The organism is Sandaracinaceae bacterium, assembly GCA_020633055.1.
Lineage (GTDB): Bacteria > Myxococcota_A > Polyangia > Polyangiales > Houyiibacteriaceae > JADJJE01.
Genome location: JACKEJ010000012.1, coordinates 136,960 through 153,529, shown reverse-complemented (window position 1 = coordinate 153,529; position 16,570 = coordinate 136,960). Strand labels below are relative to the sequence as shown.

15 protein-coding genes and 1 tRNA gene are annotated in these 16,570 nt (G+C 70.6%); 8 read left to right on the top strand and 8 right to left on the bottom strand.

The features are described from left to right. Window positions 1-152: 152 nt before the first annotated feature. Complete coding sequence (locus tag H6726_27080; GenBank protein ID MCB9661341.1) at window positions 153-1,853, bottom strand: FHA domain-containing protein; 1,701 nt, start codon at window positions 1,851-1,853, stop codon at window positions 153-155. 235 nt (window positions 1,854-2,088) lie between these two features. Between H6726_27080 and H6726_27075 the strand changes: the two genes are divergently transcribed. From H6726_27075 to H6726_27045, 7 genes are all read left to right on the top strand, one after another. Next, complete coding sequence (locus H6726_27075; protein MCB9661340.1) at window positions 2,089-3,660, top strand: hypothetical protein; 1,572 nt, start codon at window positions 2,089-2,091, stop codon at window positions 3,658-3,660. After that, on the top strand, window positions 3,657-4,070 hold the full coding sequence (locus tag H6726_27070; GenBank protein ID MCB9661339.1) for a PDZ domain-containing protein: 414 nt from the start codon (window positions 3,657-3,659) through the stop codon (window positions 4,068-4,070). Before H6726_27075 ends, H6726_27070 begins: the two co-directional genes overlap by 4 nt. Window positions 4,071-4,153: 83 nt before the next feature. Further along, complete coding sequence (mtnP, locus tag H6726_27065) at window positions 4,154-5,014, top strand: S-methyl-5'-thioadenosine phosphorylase (GenBank protein MCB9661338.1); 861 nt, start codon at window positions 4,154-4,156, stop codon at window positions 5,012-5,014. 53 nt (window positions 5,015-5,067) lie between these two features. Beyond that, window positions 5,068-5,970: a sugar kinase gene (locus H6726_27060; GenBank protein ID MCB9661337.1), complete on the top strand. Its 903-nt coding sequence runs from the start codon at window positions 5,068-5,070 to the stop codon at window positions 5,968-5,970. Between the two features lie 265 nt (window positions 5,971-6,235). Further along, on the top strand, window positions 6,236-7,918 hold the full coding sequence (locus tag H6726_27055) for an exo-alpha-sialidase (protein ID MCB9661336.1): 1,683 nt from the start codon (window positions 6,236-6,238) through the stop codon (window positions 7,916-7,918). A gap of 162 nt (window positions 7,919-8,080) precedes the next feature. After that, window positions 8,081-8,320 carry a hypothetical protein gene (locus tag H6726_27050; GenBank protein ID MCB9661335.1) on the top strand — a complete coding sequence of 80 codons (240 nt, stop codon included), beginning with the start codon at window positions 8,081-8,083 and terminating at the stop codon, window positions 8,318-8,320. A gap of 54 nt (window positions 8,321-8,374) precedes the next feature. After that, a complete protein-coding gene (locus H6726_27045) occupies window positions 8,375-9,022 on the top strand; it encodes an AgmX/PglI C-terminal domain-containing protein (GenBank protein ID MCB9661334.1) in 648 nt (215 codons plus the stop codon). A 40-nt stretch (window positions 9,023-9,062) separates the two neighbouring features. Here H6726_27045 and H6726_27040 read toward each other — a convergent pair. The 5 genes from H6726_27040 to H6726_27020 form a co-directional block, all read right to left on the bottom strand. Next, a tRNA-Leu gene (locus tag H6726_27040) sits at window positions 9,063-9,145 on the bottom strand. 99 nt (window positions 9,146-9,244) lie between these two features. Further along, window positions 9,245-9,652 (bottom strand): aspartate 1-decarboxylase, encoded by a 408-nt coding sequence (locus H6726_27035; protein ID MCB9661333.1) that lies wholly within the window; start codon window positions 9,650-9,652, stop codon window positions 9,245-9,247. Window positions 9,653-9,743: 91 nt separating this feature from the next. Then, on the bottom strand, window positions 9,744-12,101 hold the full coding sequence (locus tag H6726_27030; GenBank protein ID MCB9661332.1) for a hypothetical protein: 2,358 nt from the start codon (window positions 12,099-12,101) through the stop codon (window positions 9,744-9,746). 88 nt (window positions 12,102-12,189) lie between these two features. Then, window positions 12,190-13,308: a hypothetical protein gene (locus tag H6726_27025; GenBank protein ID MCB9661331.1), complete on the bottom strand. Its 1,119-nt coding sequence runs from the start codon at window positions 13,306-13,308 to the stop codon at window positions 12,190-12,192. Further along, window positions 13,305-14,228 carry a tetratricopeptide repeat protein gene (locus H6726_27020; GenBank protein MCB9661330.1) on the bottom strand — a complete coding sequence of 308 codons (924 nt, stop codon included), beginning with the start codon at window positions 14,226-14,228 and terminating at the stop codon, window positions 13,305-13,307. Before H6726_27020 ends, H6726_27025 begins: the two co-directional genes overlap by 4 nt. A 72-nt stretch (window positions 14,229-14,300) precedes the next feature. Between H6726_27020 and H6726_27015 the strand changes: the two genes are divergently transcribed. Further along, a complete protein-coding gene (locus tag H6726_27015; GenBank protein ID MCB9661329.1) occupies window positions 14,301-14,561 on the top strand; it encodes a hypothetical protein in 261 nt (86 codons plus the stop codon). A gap of 53 nt (window positions 14,562-14,614) precedes the next feature. Here H6726_27015 and aroC read toward each other — a convergent pair whose 3' ends face one another. Next, window positions 14,615-15,721 (bottom strand): chorismate synthase, encoded by a 1,107-nt coding sequence (gene aroC / locus H6726_27010; GenBank protein MCB9661328.1) that lies wholly within the window; start codon window positions 15,719-15,721, stop codon window positions 14,615-14,617. Between the two features lies 1 nt (window position 15,722). Continuing rightward, the gene (locus H6726_27005) at window positions 15,723-16,550 is read right to left on the bottom strand and encodes a chlorite dismutase family protein (GenBank protein MCB9661327.1); all 828 of its coding nucleotides are present in this window, start codon (window positions 16,548-16,550) and stop codon (window positions 15,723-15,725) included. Window positions 16,551-16,570: the final 20 nt, after the last annotated feature.

Sequence of the window (16,570 nt, the reverse complement as noted above, 5' to 3'; positions counted from 1 at the left end):
TCGAGGCGATTATTCACACAACACTACCTGGGGGCAATCTTTCCTACCTCACCATACAACGCAAGCTCGTATCGATCGCGTGCACGAGTCGTAAGGCGAATCGCCTCGTTGGCGAACACGCCCCTGCAGGGGAACGTCAAGCGCCCAGACGGTCAGTTGCCGAGAGCAGCGGCGTAGTTCGTGGCGCGGCGATCGTCGGGGTAGCGCGTGACGAAGGTGCGCATGTGGCGGCGCGCAGCCTCTTGGTTGCCCATCTGCCGGTAGGTCTCGATCAGCAGTGAGAGGGATGCCGCGCTGCGCGCCCGGCCCCCCTCGAGCGCCGCGACCACACAGGCGTTGTCACCCGCGCGCATGCAGTCGCGCGCCTGGTCCATCGGGCTGCGTTCGTCCTCGGGCTCGGGAGCTGGGGCGGGGACGGGATCCCGCCGCGGGGTGGAAGCCTGCGCGGCGCCTGGTCCGGTCCCCTCGGTGCTGGCGCCCTCCTCGCGACGCTCGGCTGCAGCGATGCGGCGCTGCGCCGCAGTGAGGATGCGTTGCGCGTCCGCGACGATGTTGCGCGGGACGTCTGGCGTCTGCACGACCATCTGCGCCTGGTTGGCCGCCTCTTCGGGGTTCGCGGCCAGCGCTTCGCGCGCCAGTCCCACGTGGTGCCGCGCGAACGCCAACTTGGCGGCCGCGAACTCCGGCCGCGCCCGGAGCTCGCTCTCCACGGAGAGCTGCTCGAGCGTGAAGTAGGCGGAGTCCACGTCGTTCGCGGCCAGCTGTTGCTTGCCGCGCTCGAAGATCTCGAGGTCGGCGATGAGCTGCGCCGCGTAGAGCTTGCAGGCCTCCGCGCCCTCGAGCCCGGGCACCAACACGAGCGCGCGCTCGGCTCCGGCGAGGGCCGCCTCGAGGTCGCCCGCGTCGAGACCGTCGTGGCAGCTGTCGAGGGCCAGCTGCGCCTCTTGGCGCTGCGCGTCGGTCGGGGCGGGACGCACGGCCCCAGCGTCTTCGACCGCCGCCGGCTCCGCCGCGTGCGTGTCCGGCTGGCTGACCGGAGCGGGGGGCTCGGGCGCGGGGAGATCCGAGCTCGACCCCGACGTGGCGATGGCCGCCGCGAGGCCGATGGCGGCGCCCAAGATGAGGACCGCCGCGATGATGGGGAGACCCTCGCGCTCGTCGTCGTCCTCCTCCTCTGCGTGGGCGGACGCGCCCGTGAGCGCGGCACTCTCCCCAGAGTCGAACGAGAAGACTTCACCGAGCTCGACGTACCGGAACCGGACCTGGCCGAGCTCGACGATGTCACCCTGCTTGAGCACCGCCTCGAACACCTCTTGGCCGTTGACACGGACACCGTTCGCGCTGTCCAGATCCTGGATCTCGAAGGTGACGGTGTCGTTCTGCCCTTCCACCGGCGAGGGCTGCACCTTGCGGGTGATCTTGGCGTGCTCACGCGAGATGGAGCGGTGGTTGACCCACACGTCCATGACCTCCTCGCGGCCGATGCACACCTCTTCCTTACTGAGCGCGAACTCGGCGCCCGGAGCAGGCTGACTGAGCATGACCAGCCTGGCGGGGGGCACGAGGTCGTGCGCGCCGGACAGGCTGATGTCCAATTCCCCCGACGCGACCTCGGTCTGCTCGGACTCCAGCGCGATGCGGTAGTCGCCGATGAGGATCTGGTCGCCCGCGCCAAGGTCGGACTCCCCCCCCATGCGCGAGCCGTTCACCTTGATGCCGTTGTAGGACCCGAGATCCTCGAGCAAGAAACGCCCGTCCACGCGAGACAAGCGAGCGTGCTTGCGCGAGACGTTCCGTTCGGTCAGGCGGATCGTGTTCCCCTCTTCGCGGCCGATGGTGATCTCGTCGCGCACGAGCGGAACGACGGTCGTTCGGCCCTCATCATCTGAGATGACGAGTTTGTACATTCCCTAGGGGTCCTGCTTCTCTCGGTTGGCGGTCAAGGGCCAATGCCCGGAAATATCCCGGCAATCTGGCGATGGTACTGACCGCACGCAGGGTGTCAATTGCGTTGTCGTAGGGGGGATCAGAAACTCCCGTGGCTTGGAAGACAGCCCATCTTCATGGCACGAAGGAGCCGACTGCCCCATGCGCCGTCCACGCCCCACGCTCCTCGGGCCCCCCCGCCGAACGACGACCACCTCCCGTCGCGCCCCGCTCTTCGCAGCCGTGCAGCTCGCGGGATGGGGAGTCGCGGCGTGCATGACGGGCTGTAGCGATCCCCCCCCACCCCGCCCTCCCGTCGTGGACGGCGCGCTGTTCGTCGACGGCGGCGCCGGGGGCGACCTGGGGGCCGGCAACTCGCGCCCCGAGGAACCGAGGCTGCCCGCCGCGGACCGCACCGTCTCCCTTCCGTACCTCGCCCCCACCCTGTTCATCCGCTACACGGTGCAGGCCGTCCCGGCGCAGCTGGACGTGCACTTCTCGGTCGACACCACGGGGAGCTTCGGCGCAGAGATCGACGCGATGCAGCGCGACCTCGAGCGTCGCCTGATCCCCGAGATCCGGGCGCGCGTCGCCGATGCCGCCTTCGGCGTCTCACGCTTCGAGGACTTTCCCGTGCATCCGTTCGGCGAGCCGACGGACCACCCGTTCGAGCTGCTCAGCCCCATCTCCACGGACGTGGCCCGGGCGCGGGCCGGCGTGGACGCGCTCGACGGTCCATTGGGATCCGGTGGAGACATCCCGGAAGCGGGGTTCGAGGCGCTCTACCAGGTCGCCACTGGCGACGGGCTCGCGAGCGATGGGCTGCTGTTCATCCCGCACTACACGGGCGCCGGCCTCGGGGGCGTCGGCTTCCGTCCTGGAGCGCTGCACGCCATCGTCCACATCACGGACGCTCCCTCCCATGCAGCGCAGGACTATCCGGCGTCGATCCCTGGAGCTCACGGAGAAGCGGATGTCGCGCAGGCGCTCGCTGCCCTGCCCGCGTACCTGCTGGCCGCCGTGGGCACGGAGGAGGCCCGTAGCAGCGTCCACGACCTGGTGGTCGGGAGTGGCGCGACGATCCCTCCGACGAACGGCCAATGCCGTACGGGTCTGGGAGGCGCATCGCGGGCGCCCGAGTCCGGCCGCTGCCCGCTGCTGTTCGACATCGCCAGCGACGGGACCGGACTGTCGGACGTCATCCTGGACGCCATCGCAGGCTTGGTAGGGACCCTCAGTTTCGACCGCGTGAGCGCCGAGTTCGACACCGACCGCCTGGGCTTCATCGCATCGTTCGAGGCCGCGAGCGCCACCCCCCCTGACGGAGTCCCCCCTCCGACGCGCGTCGACAGCACCCCGACCGACGGCATCCTCGACGCGTTCGAGGGGGTCCACGGAGGGACGGAGCTGGTGTTCGACCTCGGGCTCCGCAACGTCCTCCTGCGCCAGCTCGACTACGAGCAAGTCTTCCGCATCCGCGTACGGATCGTCGGCGACGGGGTAACCCTGCTGGAAGAGACGGTGCGCGTGGTGGTCCCAGCCGCGACCCCGGTGTCCATGGACGGCGGGACGGACCTGGGCGCGATGGACCTGGGCGGGATGGACGAGCTCGGCTGGACCGATGGCGGGGCTCTCGATGGCGGCGCGACAGACGGCGGCGTCACGACCACGCAGGACGCCAGCGCAGAAGACCAGGGCGCTGTGGGGGACGGCGCGACCGGAGACGGCGCGTGACGGGGACGCACGACGGGCGACGCCGTCGGCCGGCGTGTGCGGCCGGCGCTTGGCTGAAGGCTGGCCTGATCAGCGTGGCGCTGCTCCATGCCCTCCCGAGCCTGACCGCGTGCGCCATCCTCGGCGGTGGTGAGGAGACGGGCGGGGTCTTCATGCGCCTCGGCTATGCGGAGAGCACCGGGCTGCGCGTGGCGGACGTGCCCGAGGGTCCTGCGCGCGAGGCCGGACTGCGCGAAGACGACCGGGTCACGCGCATCGACGGGGACGACGTGTCGCGCATGCCCATGCGCGAGATCGTGGAACGACTACGTGGTCCCGTGGGGAGCACGGTGGAGCTCGAGGTGGTGCGCGACGGAGAGTTCCACACGTTCGTGGTGCGACGGGCGGCCTACGAGCGCGAGGGGCGCTGATCGACGCGGACATCGGGCTGGGGATCACCGGGCGCGGGCCGGTTGCTCCGGGTCGGGCCGGGCTCTACAACCGGCCGATGTCGGTGAAGCGCACGCTAGGAGTGCTCGGGGGCAGCGGCCTCTACGAGCTGGACGGTCTCGAGCAGGTCTCGGAGCTCCGCGTCGACACGCCGTTCGGTGAGCCCAGCGACACCCTCGTCGAGGGCATGCTCGGGGACACGCGGCTGATCTTCCTGCCGCGCCACGGCAAGGGCCACCGCATCCCGCCGCACCGCATCAACTACCGCGCGAACATCCTCGCCCTCAAGATGGCGGGGGCCGAGCAGATCCTGAGCGTGTCCGCCGTGGGATCCATGAAGGAGGCCATCGCCCCTGGTCACATGGTGGTGGTGGACAACTTCATCGACCGCACGCGTCACCGCATCGACACGTTCTTCGACGACCTCGGCGTCGTCGCGCATGCCAGCTTCGCCACCCCCATCGACGACGCGCTCGCAGGGGCCGTCTACGACGCCTGTCAGCGCGTCGGAGCCACCACCCACCGAGGGGGCGTCTACCTGTGCATGGAGGGGCCGCAGTTCTCCACCCGCGCGGAGTCGCTGCTCTACCGCTCCTGGGGCGTGGATGTGATCGGCATGACGAACATGCCGGAGTGCCGCCTGGCCCGGGAGGCCGAGCTGCCGTACGCCACCTTGGCGCTGGCGACCGACTACGACTGCTGGCACGAGGGTCATGACGCGGTGACCCTCGAGGCCGTGCTGGAGGTCATGCACCAGAACGTGACGGTGGCCAAGCGCGTCATCCACGCGTTGGCCGCGAACCTCCCCGACCCGGCGCTGAGCCCCGCCAGCACCGCCATGGCGACCGCCATCGTCACGGACCGCAGCACCATCACCGACGCCGCCCGTGCGAAGCTCGCGCCGCTCGTCGGACGCTACCTGTAGGCACGGCCACCCTCGGCCTGCTCTCCTCGTTCCTCTCTCCCTCTGGTTCATCCATGTCGCCCATCCTCGTCGTTGGTTCCGTCGCGTTCGACACCCTGCACAACTCTCAAGGCTCCTTCCCGCGCGTGCTGGGTGGCTCTGCCGTGTTCGCGTCCGTGTGCGCCTCGCTCATGAGCGACGTGCGCCTGGTGGGCGTCGTCGGTGAGGACTACCCCGAGAGCGCCAAGGCGATGCTGCGCGATCGGGGCGTGGACCTCAGCGGCCTCGAGGTGAGCCCCGGGGAGACGTTCCACTGGGAGGGGCGCTACACGGACGACCTCACCAGCCGCGAGTCGATCCGCACGGACCTCAACGTGTTCGCGTCCTTTCAGCCCAAGATCCCCGAGGGCTTCAAGGACAGCCCGTTCGTGATGCTGGCCAACATCCAGCCCGAGCTCCAGCTCTCCGTACTGGACCAGATCCGTTCCCCGAAGCTCGTGGTGGCGGACACCATGAACCTGTGGATCGACATCGCCAAGCCCGCCCTCCTGAAGCTCCTCGCCCGTGTCGACGTGCTCATCATCAATGAGGAAGAGGCGCGGCAGCTCACCGAACGCCACCACCTGGTGGAGGTCCAGCGCGCACTGCTGGCCCTAGGGCCCAAGACGGTCATCGTGAAGCAGGGAGAGTACGGCGCCTGGCTTTTCCAGGAAGGCGTGGCGTTCCACGCGCCCGCGTTCCCGCTGGAGCAGGTGGTGGACCCCACCGGAGCGGGTGATTCGTTCGCGGGCGGGTTCCTCGGCCATCTGGCACAGAGGGACAGTATCGCCCTCCCCGATCTGAGGCAGGCGGTGGTCGTCGGGTCGGCGCTGGCCTCGTTCTGCGTCGAGGGGATCGGGACGACTCGCCTGGTGGAAGTCACAAAAGCGGACGTCGAGCAGCGTGTCGCCGACTTCGCAAAGCTCGTCCGGGTCTGAGCCGGGAACCCATCGACAGGGGAAACGCGCGAGATGCTTGTTCCCTGATGGTCCCATCGGGTATGCTGCGGGCCAGATCTTCATACGCACTGCGGCGGTTTCGGCTGCGGATGCGCGCCCTATCGACGCTCAAGACAAGACGGTGAGCCGAGTGTTTAAGAAAATTCGCGTATTTTGCCTGCTTTTGGCGTGGCCCCTGGTTCTGGGCGTAGCCGGTTGTGACTGTGACGAGGGTCGCTCCTTCACAGTTGACGATGGCGGCCTCATGGACTCGGACATGCCACCGGACATCTACGTTCCGCTCAACTGCCCGGGGACCGACCCGATGGTGTCGGTGGAGTGCAACGGCAACTCCCAGGTATGCTGCGTGAACGCTCAGGGCGCGCCGACCTGCGTAGCCCGAGTCATGTGCTTCTCGCCCTTCCTCTGCGATGACGCGTCCATCGAGCAGCCGAGCGCGGACAACAACTGCACATTCCGCGCGCCGCTCAACCCGGGTCAGCTCGCGACGCACCTCGACATCGCGACGGCCGCAGACGGCACCGTCATGCTCAGCGGGTATTCGGCGGGCATCGCGCCGCGCAGCCGCTTCGGTGACCTGGTGGTGGGGCGCGTCGAGAACGGCGAGGTGAGCTGGTCCATCATCGACGGAGTGCCTGAGGGCACTCCGCTCACGCAGGGCGGGTTCGCGGCGATCGAGTCGGGTTGGCGTGGCGGCATCCTCCCGGCAGGCGACAACGTGGGCGAGTTCAACGCCATCGCGTTCAACGGAAACACGGTCGCCATCAGCTACTACGACCGGACCAACGGCGACCTCAAGTACGCGAGCAGCACCGACGGTGGCACCACGTGGAGCATCCACACCGTGTTCACCGATGGAGACTCGGGCCGCTACAGCTCGCTGGCGTTCATGGTCGACGGTCGCCCGGCGATCTCGTTCCTGACCATGATGCCGAGCGAAGATCCGGGCCAACCCGCCCCCGGGTGCACGCAGGGCTGCCCCCGCAGCCTGCCGCGCGTGGCCGTGGCCTCGAGCCTCACCCCCAGCTCTGCGGCCGACTGGGTGACCTTCCCCATCGTGGCCGAGCCGGGGACCGCGATCGCGTGCCGCGCCGACCTCTGTGGCGATGGGCTCGTGTGCCGAGCGGACGGGGGCTGTGGCCTCACCTCTGCGGACGCGGACATCGATTGCAGCCACGTGGACTCGGACGGCGTGACCCAGCCCGGGTGCGGCAGCGGGACCCGCTGCCTCAGCGCTGCGGACGGCGTCACGTTCTCCTGCAGCGCGGTGACGCCGGACGAATTCATCGAGGACGTTCCCGAGGTCAACGGCCTCTACACAGCGCTGCGCGCCACCAACACGGGTCTCGCGCTGGTCTGGCACGACCGCGTGCGGCGCACCTTGTTGGGCAGCGCGTTCGACGCCTCGAACATGACGTGGCGTGCCCCGTTCCGCATCGACGGCTTCGACGCCGGCCGCGGCGGCGACTCGGGGTACAACGCGGACCTGTTCATCGACGCGGCGGGCAACTGGCACGTGGTCTACGTGGACGGTGCGTTCGAGGAGCTGCGCCACGCACAGATCGACGGGACGACGCTCGGTAACGCGAACCCGAACATGGTGCGCACCATGATCGACGACGGGACTCGCCCGCCCCGCGAGCGGAGCATCATCGGCAGCGACGCGGACATCGCGGTCCTCGCCAGCGGTGAGGTGCGTGTCGTCTATCAGGATTCCACGCAGTCCGAAGCTCTCCTCGCCGTGCGCGAGGCGGGCCAGACGGCGTGGATCCTCCAGGGTGGGACCCAGGGCGATCCGCTGGACGACACCGACTCCACCGGCTACTGGACCACCCAGGCGCTGGGGGGAGACACCTCGTTCATCGCGACCTGGTGGTTCAACGCCAACGAGGGCACCAACGGCACGCGCGTCTTCACAATCCCCTGACGCGCCGCTCCGAGCGACTCGCTTGGGCCACCCCCCGCGGGGTGGCCCTTTCGTTTCCGTCGACTCGGTCGGACCGCCCGCCCGTCGCATTTTTTGACATGCTGGCCGTTCCTGAGGCAGCTCTCGTGAGGTCGCGCCGGTGGTGCGACGCTGGAGGTCCACATGACGAGAGACGAGCTCAAGGACGCCCTGCGTGGGATGCTTCGGGACACGCTTCAGGCCCGCTTCGAGGGCGGTCGGTACGCTGACCTGGCGCGCGCCCACGGCTACGCCGACGGTTACATGCGCGCCCTACTGGACACAGGCGTTCTGGATCAAGCAGAGCTCCTGCAGCTGGTCAGCCGCGAGCGCCGTCGCTTCGTCGACGACGCTCAGGTGGGCGTGACTGGCGCCGTCGCCTGACCCCGCGGGAGGCACATGGTGCTGCGTGCCAGGGTATTGGGCTACAGTCGCACCATGCACGCACGTCCCGCGCGCTCGAGCGCCTCCCTTCACCTCCCGCATGCGCCCCTCGCGCTGCCTGCGATTGTCATGAGCACGCTCCTGATGTGCATCGCCGCCGGATGCGGCGGTCGGCAGCATGAGGAGTCCACACCCGAGCCGCCAGAAGACACCTCCGAGCCCGCACCGGCGCCCGAGCCGCCCGCTCGCACCGTCGCGACACCCCTTGCGCCCGCTGGCGGTCCCCGCACGCTCCCATCGACGGACCGCGCGACCCCTCCCGGCAGCGGCGTGGCGATGGAACCGTTCGTCGAACCGACGCGCGTTCCCCGCGTGCAGCCTCCGGGCACCACCCCCGAGCCCGAGCCCGAGTTCGACACGGAGATCGTGTCCGCCCGCATCCAGGCCTCCGCAGACGCCATCACGGCCTGCTACGACCGGGAGCTCGCGCGTGACCCGAACCTACGGGGGCGTCTCCACATCGAGTTCCGCCTGATGCCGGACGGCAGCGTCATCGACGTCATCGCCATCCAGAATTCCCTCACCCCCGTGGTCGCATCGTGCGTCACCGCCATCATCGGCGGCTTCCAGTTCTCGCCGGGCCCCGTGGGCGGTTCCATCCTGTACCGCTACCCGTTCGAGTTCGAGCCCCACAGCCGGTAGGGTGCCAACGCAATCAGCCGCGAGACGCTCGTACTGCTAGTGCCGGGAGCGGGACTCGAACCCGCATGATGTCGCCATCGAGCGATTTTAAGTCGCCTGCGTCTGCCATTCCGCCATCCCGGCCGGCGGACCGCGCAACGCACGGCCCATGAAGCCGAAGGGCCGCGACCAGCGCAGCCCTTCTCTCATTCTCGCGACGGGCCGCTCGCGCAGCCCACGGCGTCAGTTCGCCAGCTCGTCGATGTGCCGGGGCATCATCGGGCCGGGACGCTCCTTGGCCATGTCCGTCATGCGGTTCTGCGCGTCCACCAGCACGACCTTGGGCGTGTGGGCGCGGGCCTCTTCGTCGGTCATGTCGCCGAAGCTGGCGATGATGGCGATGTCGCCGGGGCGCATGAGGTGGGCCGCGGCGCCATTGATGCAGATGACGCCCGAGTCCCGGGGGCCGCGCAGCGCGTACGTGGCGAGGCGCGTGCCGCGCGTCACGTTCCAGATGTGGACCTCCTCGTGCTCGAGGATGCCGGCCGCCTCGAGGAGGCGCTCGTCGACCGTCACGCTCCCTTCGTAGTCGAGATCGGCGTGCGTCACGGTGGCCCGGTGAATCTTCCCGAGAAACATGCGTCGGCGCATTGGCGTTCCTTTCTGATGTCCGTGGCGTCCTCGTGGGTACACCCGGTGGCAGTACACTAGCGGTCCTAGGACGCCCCCGCAAGGACGAGATTCAACGCACCCGCATGCGGACCCGCGGCACGGGCAGTCGGTCGCGCGCGCAGGTGGCGTCCGCCCCCTGACAAGCGCGCAGCAGCCGGGAGGCGTCGTCGTGCACACGGTACGTCAGCGAGGCCTCGCGGGCGGCGCTCCCGTGCGGGTGACCGGCGGGCAGCGAGAGGGACTGCGTGCGAAGCATGTCGGCGTCGCGAGGCAGGAGCGCGAGTCCACGGCGCGCGGCCGTGAGCGCGGCCGGGTCCTCTCCCGCGCTCCCGAGCGCCCGCGTCCACTCCCGCAGCGCGACCGTGTCACCAGGCGACGACCGCACCACGTCGCCGAACGCCCGGGCCGCCTCGGGCCAGCGCCACACTTGGGCGTACGCCCTGCCGCGCGCCCGAGACGTGGAGGGGTGGTCGGGCAGCAGCGCCTCGGCGACGCTCACCTCGCGCAGCGCCTCCTCGGTACGTCCCTGCGCACCGAGCACGCGCGCCTGCAGGACGTGGAGCGCTGCGCGCATGCGCGTGTCCCCCGGGTCGGTCGCGCGCAGCGCCGCAGCCACGCTCGGGCGGACGTCGTCCAGGTGTTCCTGCAGCTCGTGGGACAGCCCCAGCGCGTGCTCGAAGAGCCGCGCGGCCACGTGGGCGCTCGCTCCCCCTTCGCCCGCCATCCCACGGCTCCCACGACCGACGTACACGCGCGCGAACGCGAGGTCCACGACGGGTTCGGCCACACACGGGTCCACCCGAGTGGAGCGCAACGCCGCGAAGGCGCGCCCCGCCGGCGTGCGCGACGTGTCGCAGGCCATCTGCGCGAACGCCAGCGGGTGACGCCGGTAACGCAGCTTCGCCTCCACGCGCAGAGGCCACGCGTCACGCGCGATGGGGGGCAGCGTGACCTCGTAGCGCACCACCGTCGCGTCGCGCGCGGCGATGCTGCGATCGTATCCGCCCACCTCGAACGCGTGTGCATCGTGCATCTGCTCAGGTAGGCCGTTCGAATCGAGGGGGACCGCACGGAACACGAACGCGGTCGGGTCGTCCCCGGTCCGCTCGTGCTCGGTACCCGCCTCGGCCACCGGCCGCCCCGACGCGTCCGTCAGCCTGAGCTCGAGGAACGTATCCTGGAGGTCGCGGGTCCCCCCGGGGAAGCGGTGGCCAACACCCAGGTTGCGAACGACGACGTCGAGCGCGAGGCGGGAACCGCTGCGCACGGCAGCCCCATCCAAGGGCAGCCGCAGCTGCCCGTCGACGCGGCCCGCCGGTATGTCGACGCGTACCACGTCGGCGAGCCGCGCCCGGACGGCCTCGTGTTGTGCGCGCACATCGGTGAGCGCCAGGTGCGACCCGGCGAAGCGATGCGAGGCCAGGGTCCCGTTCTCTGCGGCCATGTCGCGTGGCGCGGGGACGCGCGGCATGTGGCAGCCGCGACAAGTGGTCTCCTCGGGATCGGCGTCCAGGCTGTCTCCGTGCGCGCCTGCGAACCCAGACGTCGCGAAGGCGTCCAGGTCGTCCACCCCGGCGAAGTGGTGGCCATTGCCCATCTCCTCCCCCATGAACGAGCGATGGCAAGAACCGCAGAGGGCCTGGCTGCGCAGCACGTCGGAGGCGACCCGCGCGCGGTGGCGCTCGACCTGCGCCGGCACGGCTGGGTCTGGCAGCGGGATGGGCTCGGCGCTCCACACGAAGCTCCCGTTGCCGTCCGCGCGGGCCTCGGTCACCCCGTGGCACAAGCGACACGGGATGCCCACGGAAGCGACGGGGCTGGCGAGCACCTCGGGCTGGTCGATGGCGCCAGAGAGGAGCAGCGCAGGGTCGTGGCAGCTCGAACAGAAGCGGCTGGCGAGGGCACCCCGGGCCGCCCGGAAACGTTCGACAGACGCGCGATAGAAGGGATTGTCGAAGCTCGAACGCGCGTGCGCGCTGGTGGCCCAGTGCTCGGCTGCGTCGGGATGACAGCCAGCGCAATCTTCCGTGCGGCCGAGCTCGGCGATGGCATCGGGGCCCAGCGGGAGGCCCGCCCCATGTACCGTCACGTGGGCTGGGGCCAAGCTCCCCGGCGCCTGGGGCAGCGACACCCCGCGGTCGGCCGTGTCCGCAGGCACCGGCACGCGGCGTCCAGGCTGCTGCGGTGCGACGGTCTCGTCGCCGCGGCCCGGCCGGGCGACGATTGGGGCCGCACCCATCGGCGCCGAGACGCTCGGGCCGCCCTCTTGGGTGCGTGGCCCCCGCCCCGCCTCGGGTCCCGCGCCGCAGCCGAGCGCGACGCACGTGAGCCAGGTCAGCGTCAGGCGCGAGCCCATACGCCGCCGCGCGGCGGCTCGTGGCGAGGCGCGGCGGCGGGGCACAACGAGCTGAACGGACGGGTGCACCATGGTTCGACCATGGAACGCACCGGATGCTTGGTGCCTTACACACGCGACGAAGACGCGAGCCGTCACACGTAGGGCGGCGAAGACGCGGTCACGGTCGTGGCGCACGCCCCCGCCCACGTGGGACGCGCACCGCCGAGCGACCCGCCCCCTCCCGCTGAAGCTCGCTCAGCTGCGCCTCGATGGCGTCGATCCGCCGCTCGACGACCACGTCCCACGTCGACGGCACCTCGACCTCGCGCAGGTACGTTCGGAAGGAGCGCAGCGCGCGTTGCAGTGCTGCCACCTTCTCCGCCCGCTCCGTCTCGGACTCGGCCTGCGCAAGCGCACCGAGCCCCTCGTACCAATGCAGCTCACTCTCGGGCTCGAAGAACACCCCGTTGCTCCGCAGGATCGCCATGTCGCCCCCGCTCGCGCGCAGCGCCTGCACGGCGCGCTCGACGGCGCCACGGCCCTCGCCAAGGCGATCGCTGGCCACCGCGCTGCCCCAGAGAGCGAGCGCGAGGCTGACGCTGTCTCCTGCATACTGGCGCGCGATGTCGGTGGCGCGATCGTAGTGCCGCAGCGCGCGGGCGGCGTCCCCGCCGAGCATGATCACCTCGGCCATGTTCGCGTGTGCGGAGACCGTCGAGCGCGGGTCGAAGGCGCGCATGATCCCGCGCTGGTACTCCTCCACAGCGCGGTCGTACTGACGGAGCCTCGTGTACAAGAGGCCGAGCTCGAACGCGACCGACTCCGATTCGTAGTCCGCGTCGAGCGCGCGCAGCTCCTCGTACAGTCCGATGGCCTGTCGGATGGCGTCGCCCGCGTTGCCCTGCGTCTGCACGAGCTGCCGCTGCGAGCTGGCGAACGCGAGGAAGTAGAGTACGTCGAGATCGGCGGGGTCGTGCTCGTGGGCCCGCTCGAGCCGCGCGACGGCGCCCAACAGGGCGGCTTCGCGCTGCCGTGGGTCGTCCGTGCGCAGCGCCTGGGTGAGCTGGCGCAGCCCGTGGCGCAGCAGCGTCCCCGCACGGCGGACCCCCGGGGTCTGCACCTCGCGCCAGAAGTCGCTGACCACGGCGGCTCCCGGGCTGGCCTGACGCTGCGCGTGGGCCCCGGTCACACTCGATGCCAGCAGCGTGAATGACGCGAGCGCACCGCCCATCCAGCGTTGGACCGAGCGCCGCTTGGCGCGCCCCGCGGCCGTCCGAGACCGTACGCGTGGGGTCATCGAGCCCTCGCGCGTGGGCGCCTCGGCCCCCGCGTGGTGGTCCTCGACGCAGGGCGCGTGCCCTCCACGTCGTCGAGGGTGGCCCGCGCCCACGTCGCATGCGGCGAGTCCACGGCGGCCACCGCCAGCGCGGCACGTGCCGCGCTCACGTCCCCCGCAACGACGGCCAGCACCGCCACGCGCGCGGCGCGCTCCGCCGCGGACAGCGGCAGCCCAGCGATGAGCTGATCCAAGGGCCCCGGAGCCGCCGCGCGACGCAGCAGCACCAAGGCCTCCTCACGCTGGCCGCTACGATGGAGCGACAGGCCGAGGCCGAGGATGGTACGGGAGTCGGCGGGTCCGCTCTTGAGCGCGACCCTGTACGCCCGCGTCGCCTCCTCCAGATGCTCGGGGCCGAGCGCCTGCGCCACGTCCCCGAGCAACGTGTAGAGCTGCCGCCTGAGGTGCGTGGCGGGCATGGTCGCGAGCGCCCGCCGCAAGACGCGTGCGGACAGCTCGGGCTCGCCCCCGGCCGCGAAGGCCAACGCGGCGCGCGAGCTCCACACCGGGTCGCCGAAGACGTCCTCGTCGAGCGAGAGCGCGAGCGTTGCCTCGCCCGCCATGCCTGCGGCGTCGCCGCGCTCCGCCAGCGCGATGGCGCGCAGGCCGTGCGCTTCGGCTTCGTCGGGCAGCGCGGCGATGGCCTGCTGGGTGGCCTCGAGAGCCACGTCCACCTGGCGCGAGGCGAGCGCCGTGCGCGCGCGGCGTACGTGAGCCTGATAGGCATTCAGCCCTGGTCGACGCACCTCGTCCCAGAAGTCGCCCGCGAAAGCGCGGGGAGCGCTGGCGAGGCTCGCAGCCAGCGCCGCGATGACCGCGCCGACGTGCATCCATGACACGGCTGCCGGTCGGCGGCGGACGGTGTGGACGGGATCGCGCATGCGGACCCCAATGTAGCAGGCGAGCGGCGATTGCGCGCTGCATCCGCGTCGTGAGCTTGGTACCTTCGCCCGATGGGAAAGACCCGCCCGAAGAAGTCCGGCACCCCCAAGAAGAAGCGCGCCGACAAGCACCACCACCGCGCGCCCACCCCGGGCGGCCCAGCCGACGCGCCGATCGAGGGCGTCTCGGGCATGATGTCGGGCATGGTCGGGGGGTTCAAGCGCGCCGTGGGGGCCGAGCGCCCAGCCGAGAAGTCGTGGATCGACGGCGCCCTCCTGTGGGTGCTGTTCGCGGTGGTGGCGGGCATCGTCGCTTGGCGCTTCTGGGGCTGAACAGCCCACACCGAACCTCGCCGTTGGGCGTCGCCACCAACCAACGCGCACCATCAGAACGCGCGCGTCTGTCCTCGGTGCCGAAGCCAGTGATCTGCCAGCACGATGGCCACCATGGCCTCTGCCATCGGCGCGAAGCGCGGCAGCAGGCAGGGGTCGTGACGCCCGCGGGTCGCGATGGTGGCCGGTGTCCCGTCGCGGCGCACGGTGTCCTGCTCGCGTGACAAGCTGCTGGTGGGCTTCACCACGGCGCGCAGCACGATGGGCATGCCGCTGCTGATCCCGCCGAGCATCCCGCCGTGCCGGTTGGTGCGCGTGCGGGTGACGTCGCCCTCGCGCACGAACGTGTCGTTGTGCTCCGAGCCGCGCATGCGCGCCGCGCCGAACCCCACGCCGTACTCCACGCCGAGCACCGCCGGGAGCGAGAACAGCGCGGCGCCCAGGTCCGCCTTGAGCTTGCCGAACGCGGGCTCGCCGAGGCCCGCGGGGACGTTACGGGCCACGACTTCGGCTACACCGCCGATGCTGTCCTGGTCCTTCCGCACCGCCTGGATCAGCTCGACCATCTGCGCGCTCACGACCGGATCGGGACAGCGCGTGATGTTGGGTGATCCGTCTGGCAGCTGCTCGATGGCGTCGAACGTGACGGTCTCCGGGTCCACCGACGCGACCAGGTCGCCGACCTGCACCACGTAGCTCAGCACCTCGCCGCCGAAGGCCCGCGCGATGAGCTTCTTGGCGATGACACCCGCCGCCACGCGCGCCACCGTCTCGCGCGCGCTGCTGCGCCCGCCGCCGCGGTAGTCGCGGAAGCCGTACTTGGCGTCGAAGGTGAAGTCCGCGTGTCCCGGGCGGTAGAGGTCCGCGATGTCCGAGTAGTCCCGGCTGCGCTGGTCCTCGTTGCGCACCAGGATGGCGATGGATGTGCCGGTCGTGCGGCCCTCGAAGACCCCCGCGAGGATCTCGGGGGTGTCCGACTCCTTGCGCTGGGTGACGATCTTGCTCTGCCCGGGCTTGCGGCGGTCGAGGTCGACGACCAGGTCGTCGACGCTCAGCTCGAGGCCGGGGGGGCAGCCGTCCACGATGACCACGTTGCCTGGCCCGTGGCTCTCACCCGCCGTGGTGACGCGGAAGGCCTGGCCGAAGCTGTTGCCCGCCACCTCAATCCTCCGAGCTGGGAGCGAGGTCGCCCGGGAGCGGGTGCCGCGCACGGACGCGCCCCACGAAGAACGGCCCCATCTGCGCGATGTACGTGGACGTCTGCTTGGTCCCGCGCATGGTCTGGACCACGTGCGACAGCGGGTGCAGGGACTTGCCCACCAGGCCGATCACGAACTCGTTGTCGTTGGTGTCCAGGCCGTGACACGCCAGGCGCACGTCGTGCGCCAGATCGGCGCCCCCGTACGCGCGGCCGATGGTGGCGTGCTCACGCAGGATCTCGCCCTTCTCGCGCCCGCTCAACAGCTCGAACGCACCGCTGCGGCGCAGCGGATACCACACGGCCCAGTCCCAGCCCGCGTGCTGCACCGTCTGGCGGGGGCGGTCGAGGATCCAGTGCGAAAGGTCCTGCTCGTAGCCGCTGCTGTAGGTGCGGCCGAGCATGGTGAACTCCGGACGCAGCGTGAGCGCAGCCAGTGACTCGCTCGCCAGTGCTGGACGCAGGCGTGTGACGAAGTCTCCAGCGTCCTGGCTGTAGCTCAGCACCGCGACGCCGCGCGGGTCGTTGACGTCCTCGTAGACCACGGCGCCGATGCCCGCCTCGGCGAGCGCCCCCGAGAGCGTCTCGAGCAGCGCGGGCAGCGCCACGTCCTCGCGCACGTGAAACACCAGCAGCTGCATGAAGAGGCGCTCGTTGAGGGTCTGCGGGACGCCGTCGATGGGCGCGCCCCTCTCGAACACGTCGATGTGCGGGAGCTGCGGCTCACGACCCCGACCGGGCTCGGCGGCGGGAGGGCGGAGGGAGGGGTTGAAGCTGTCGGGGTCGGACATCCCCGCGAGCATAGCCCGCA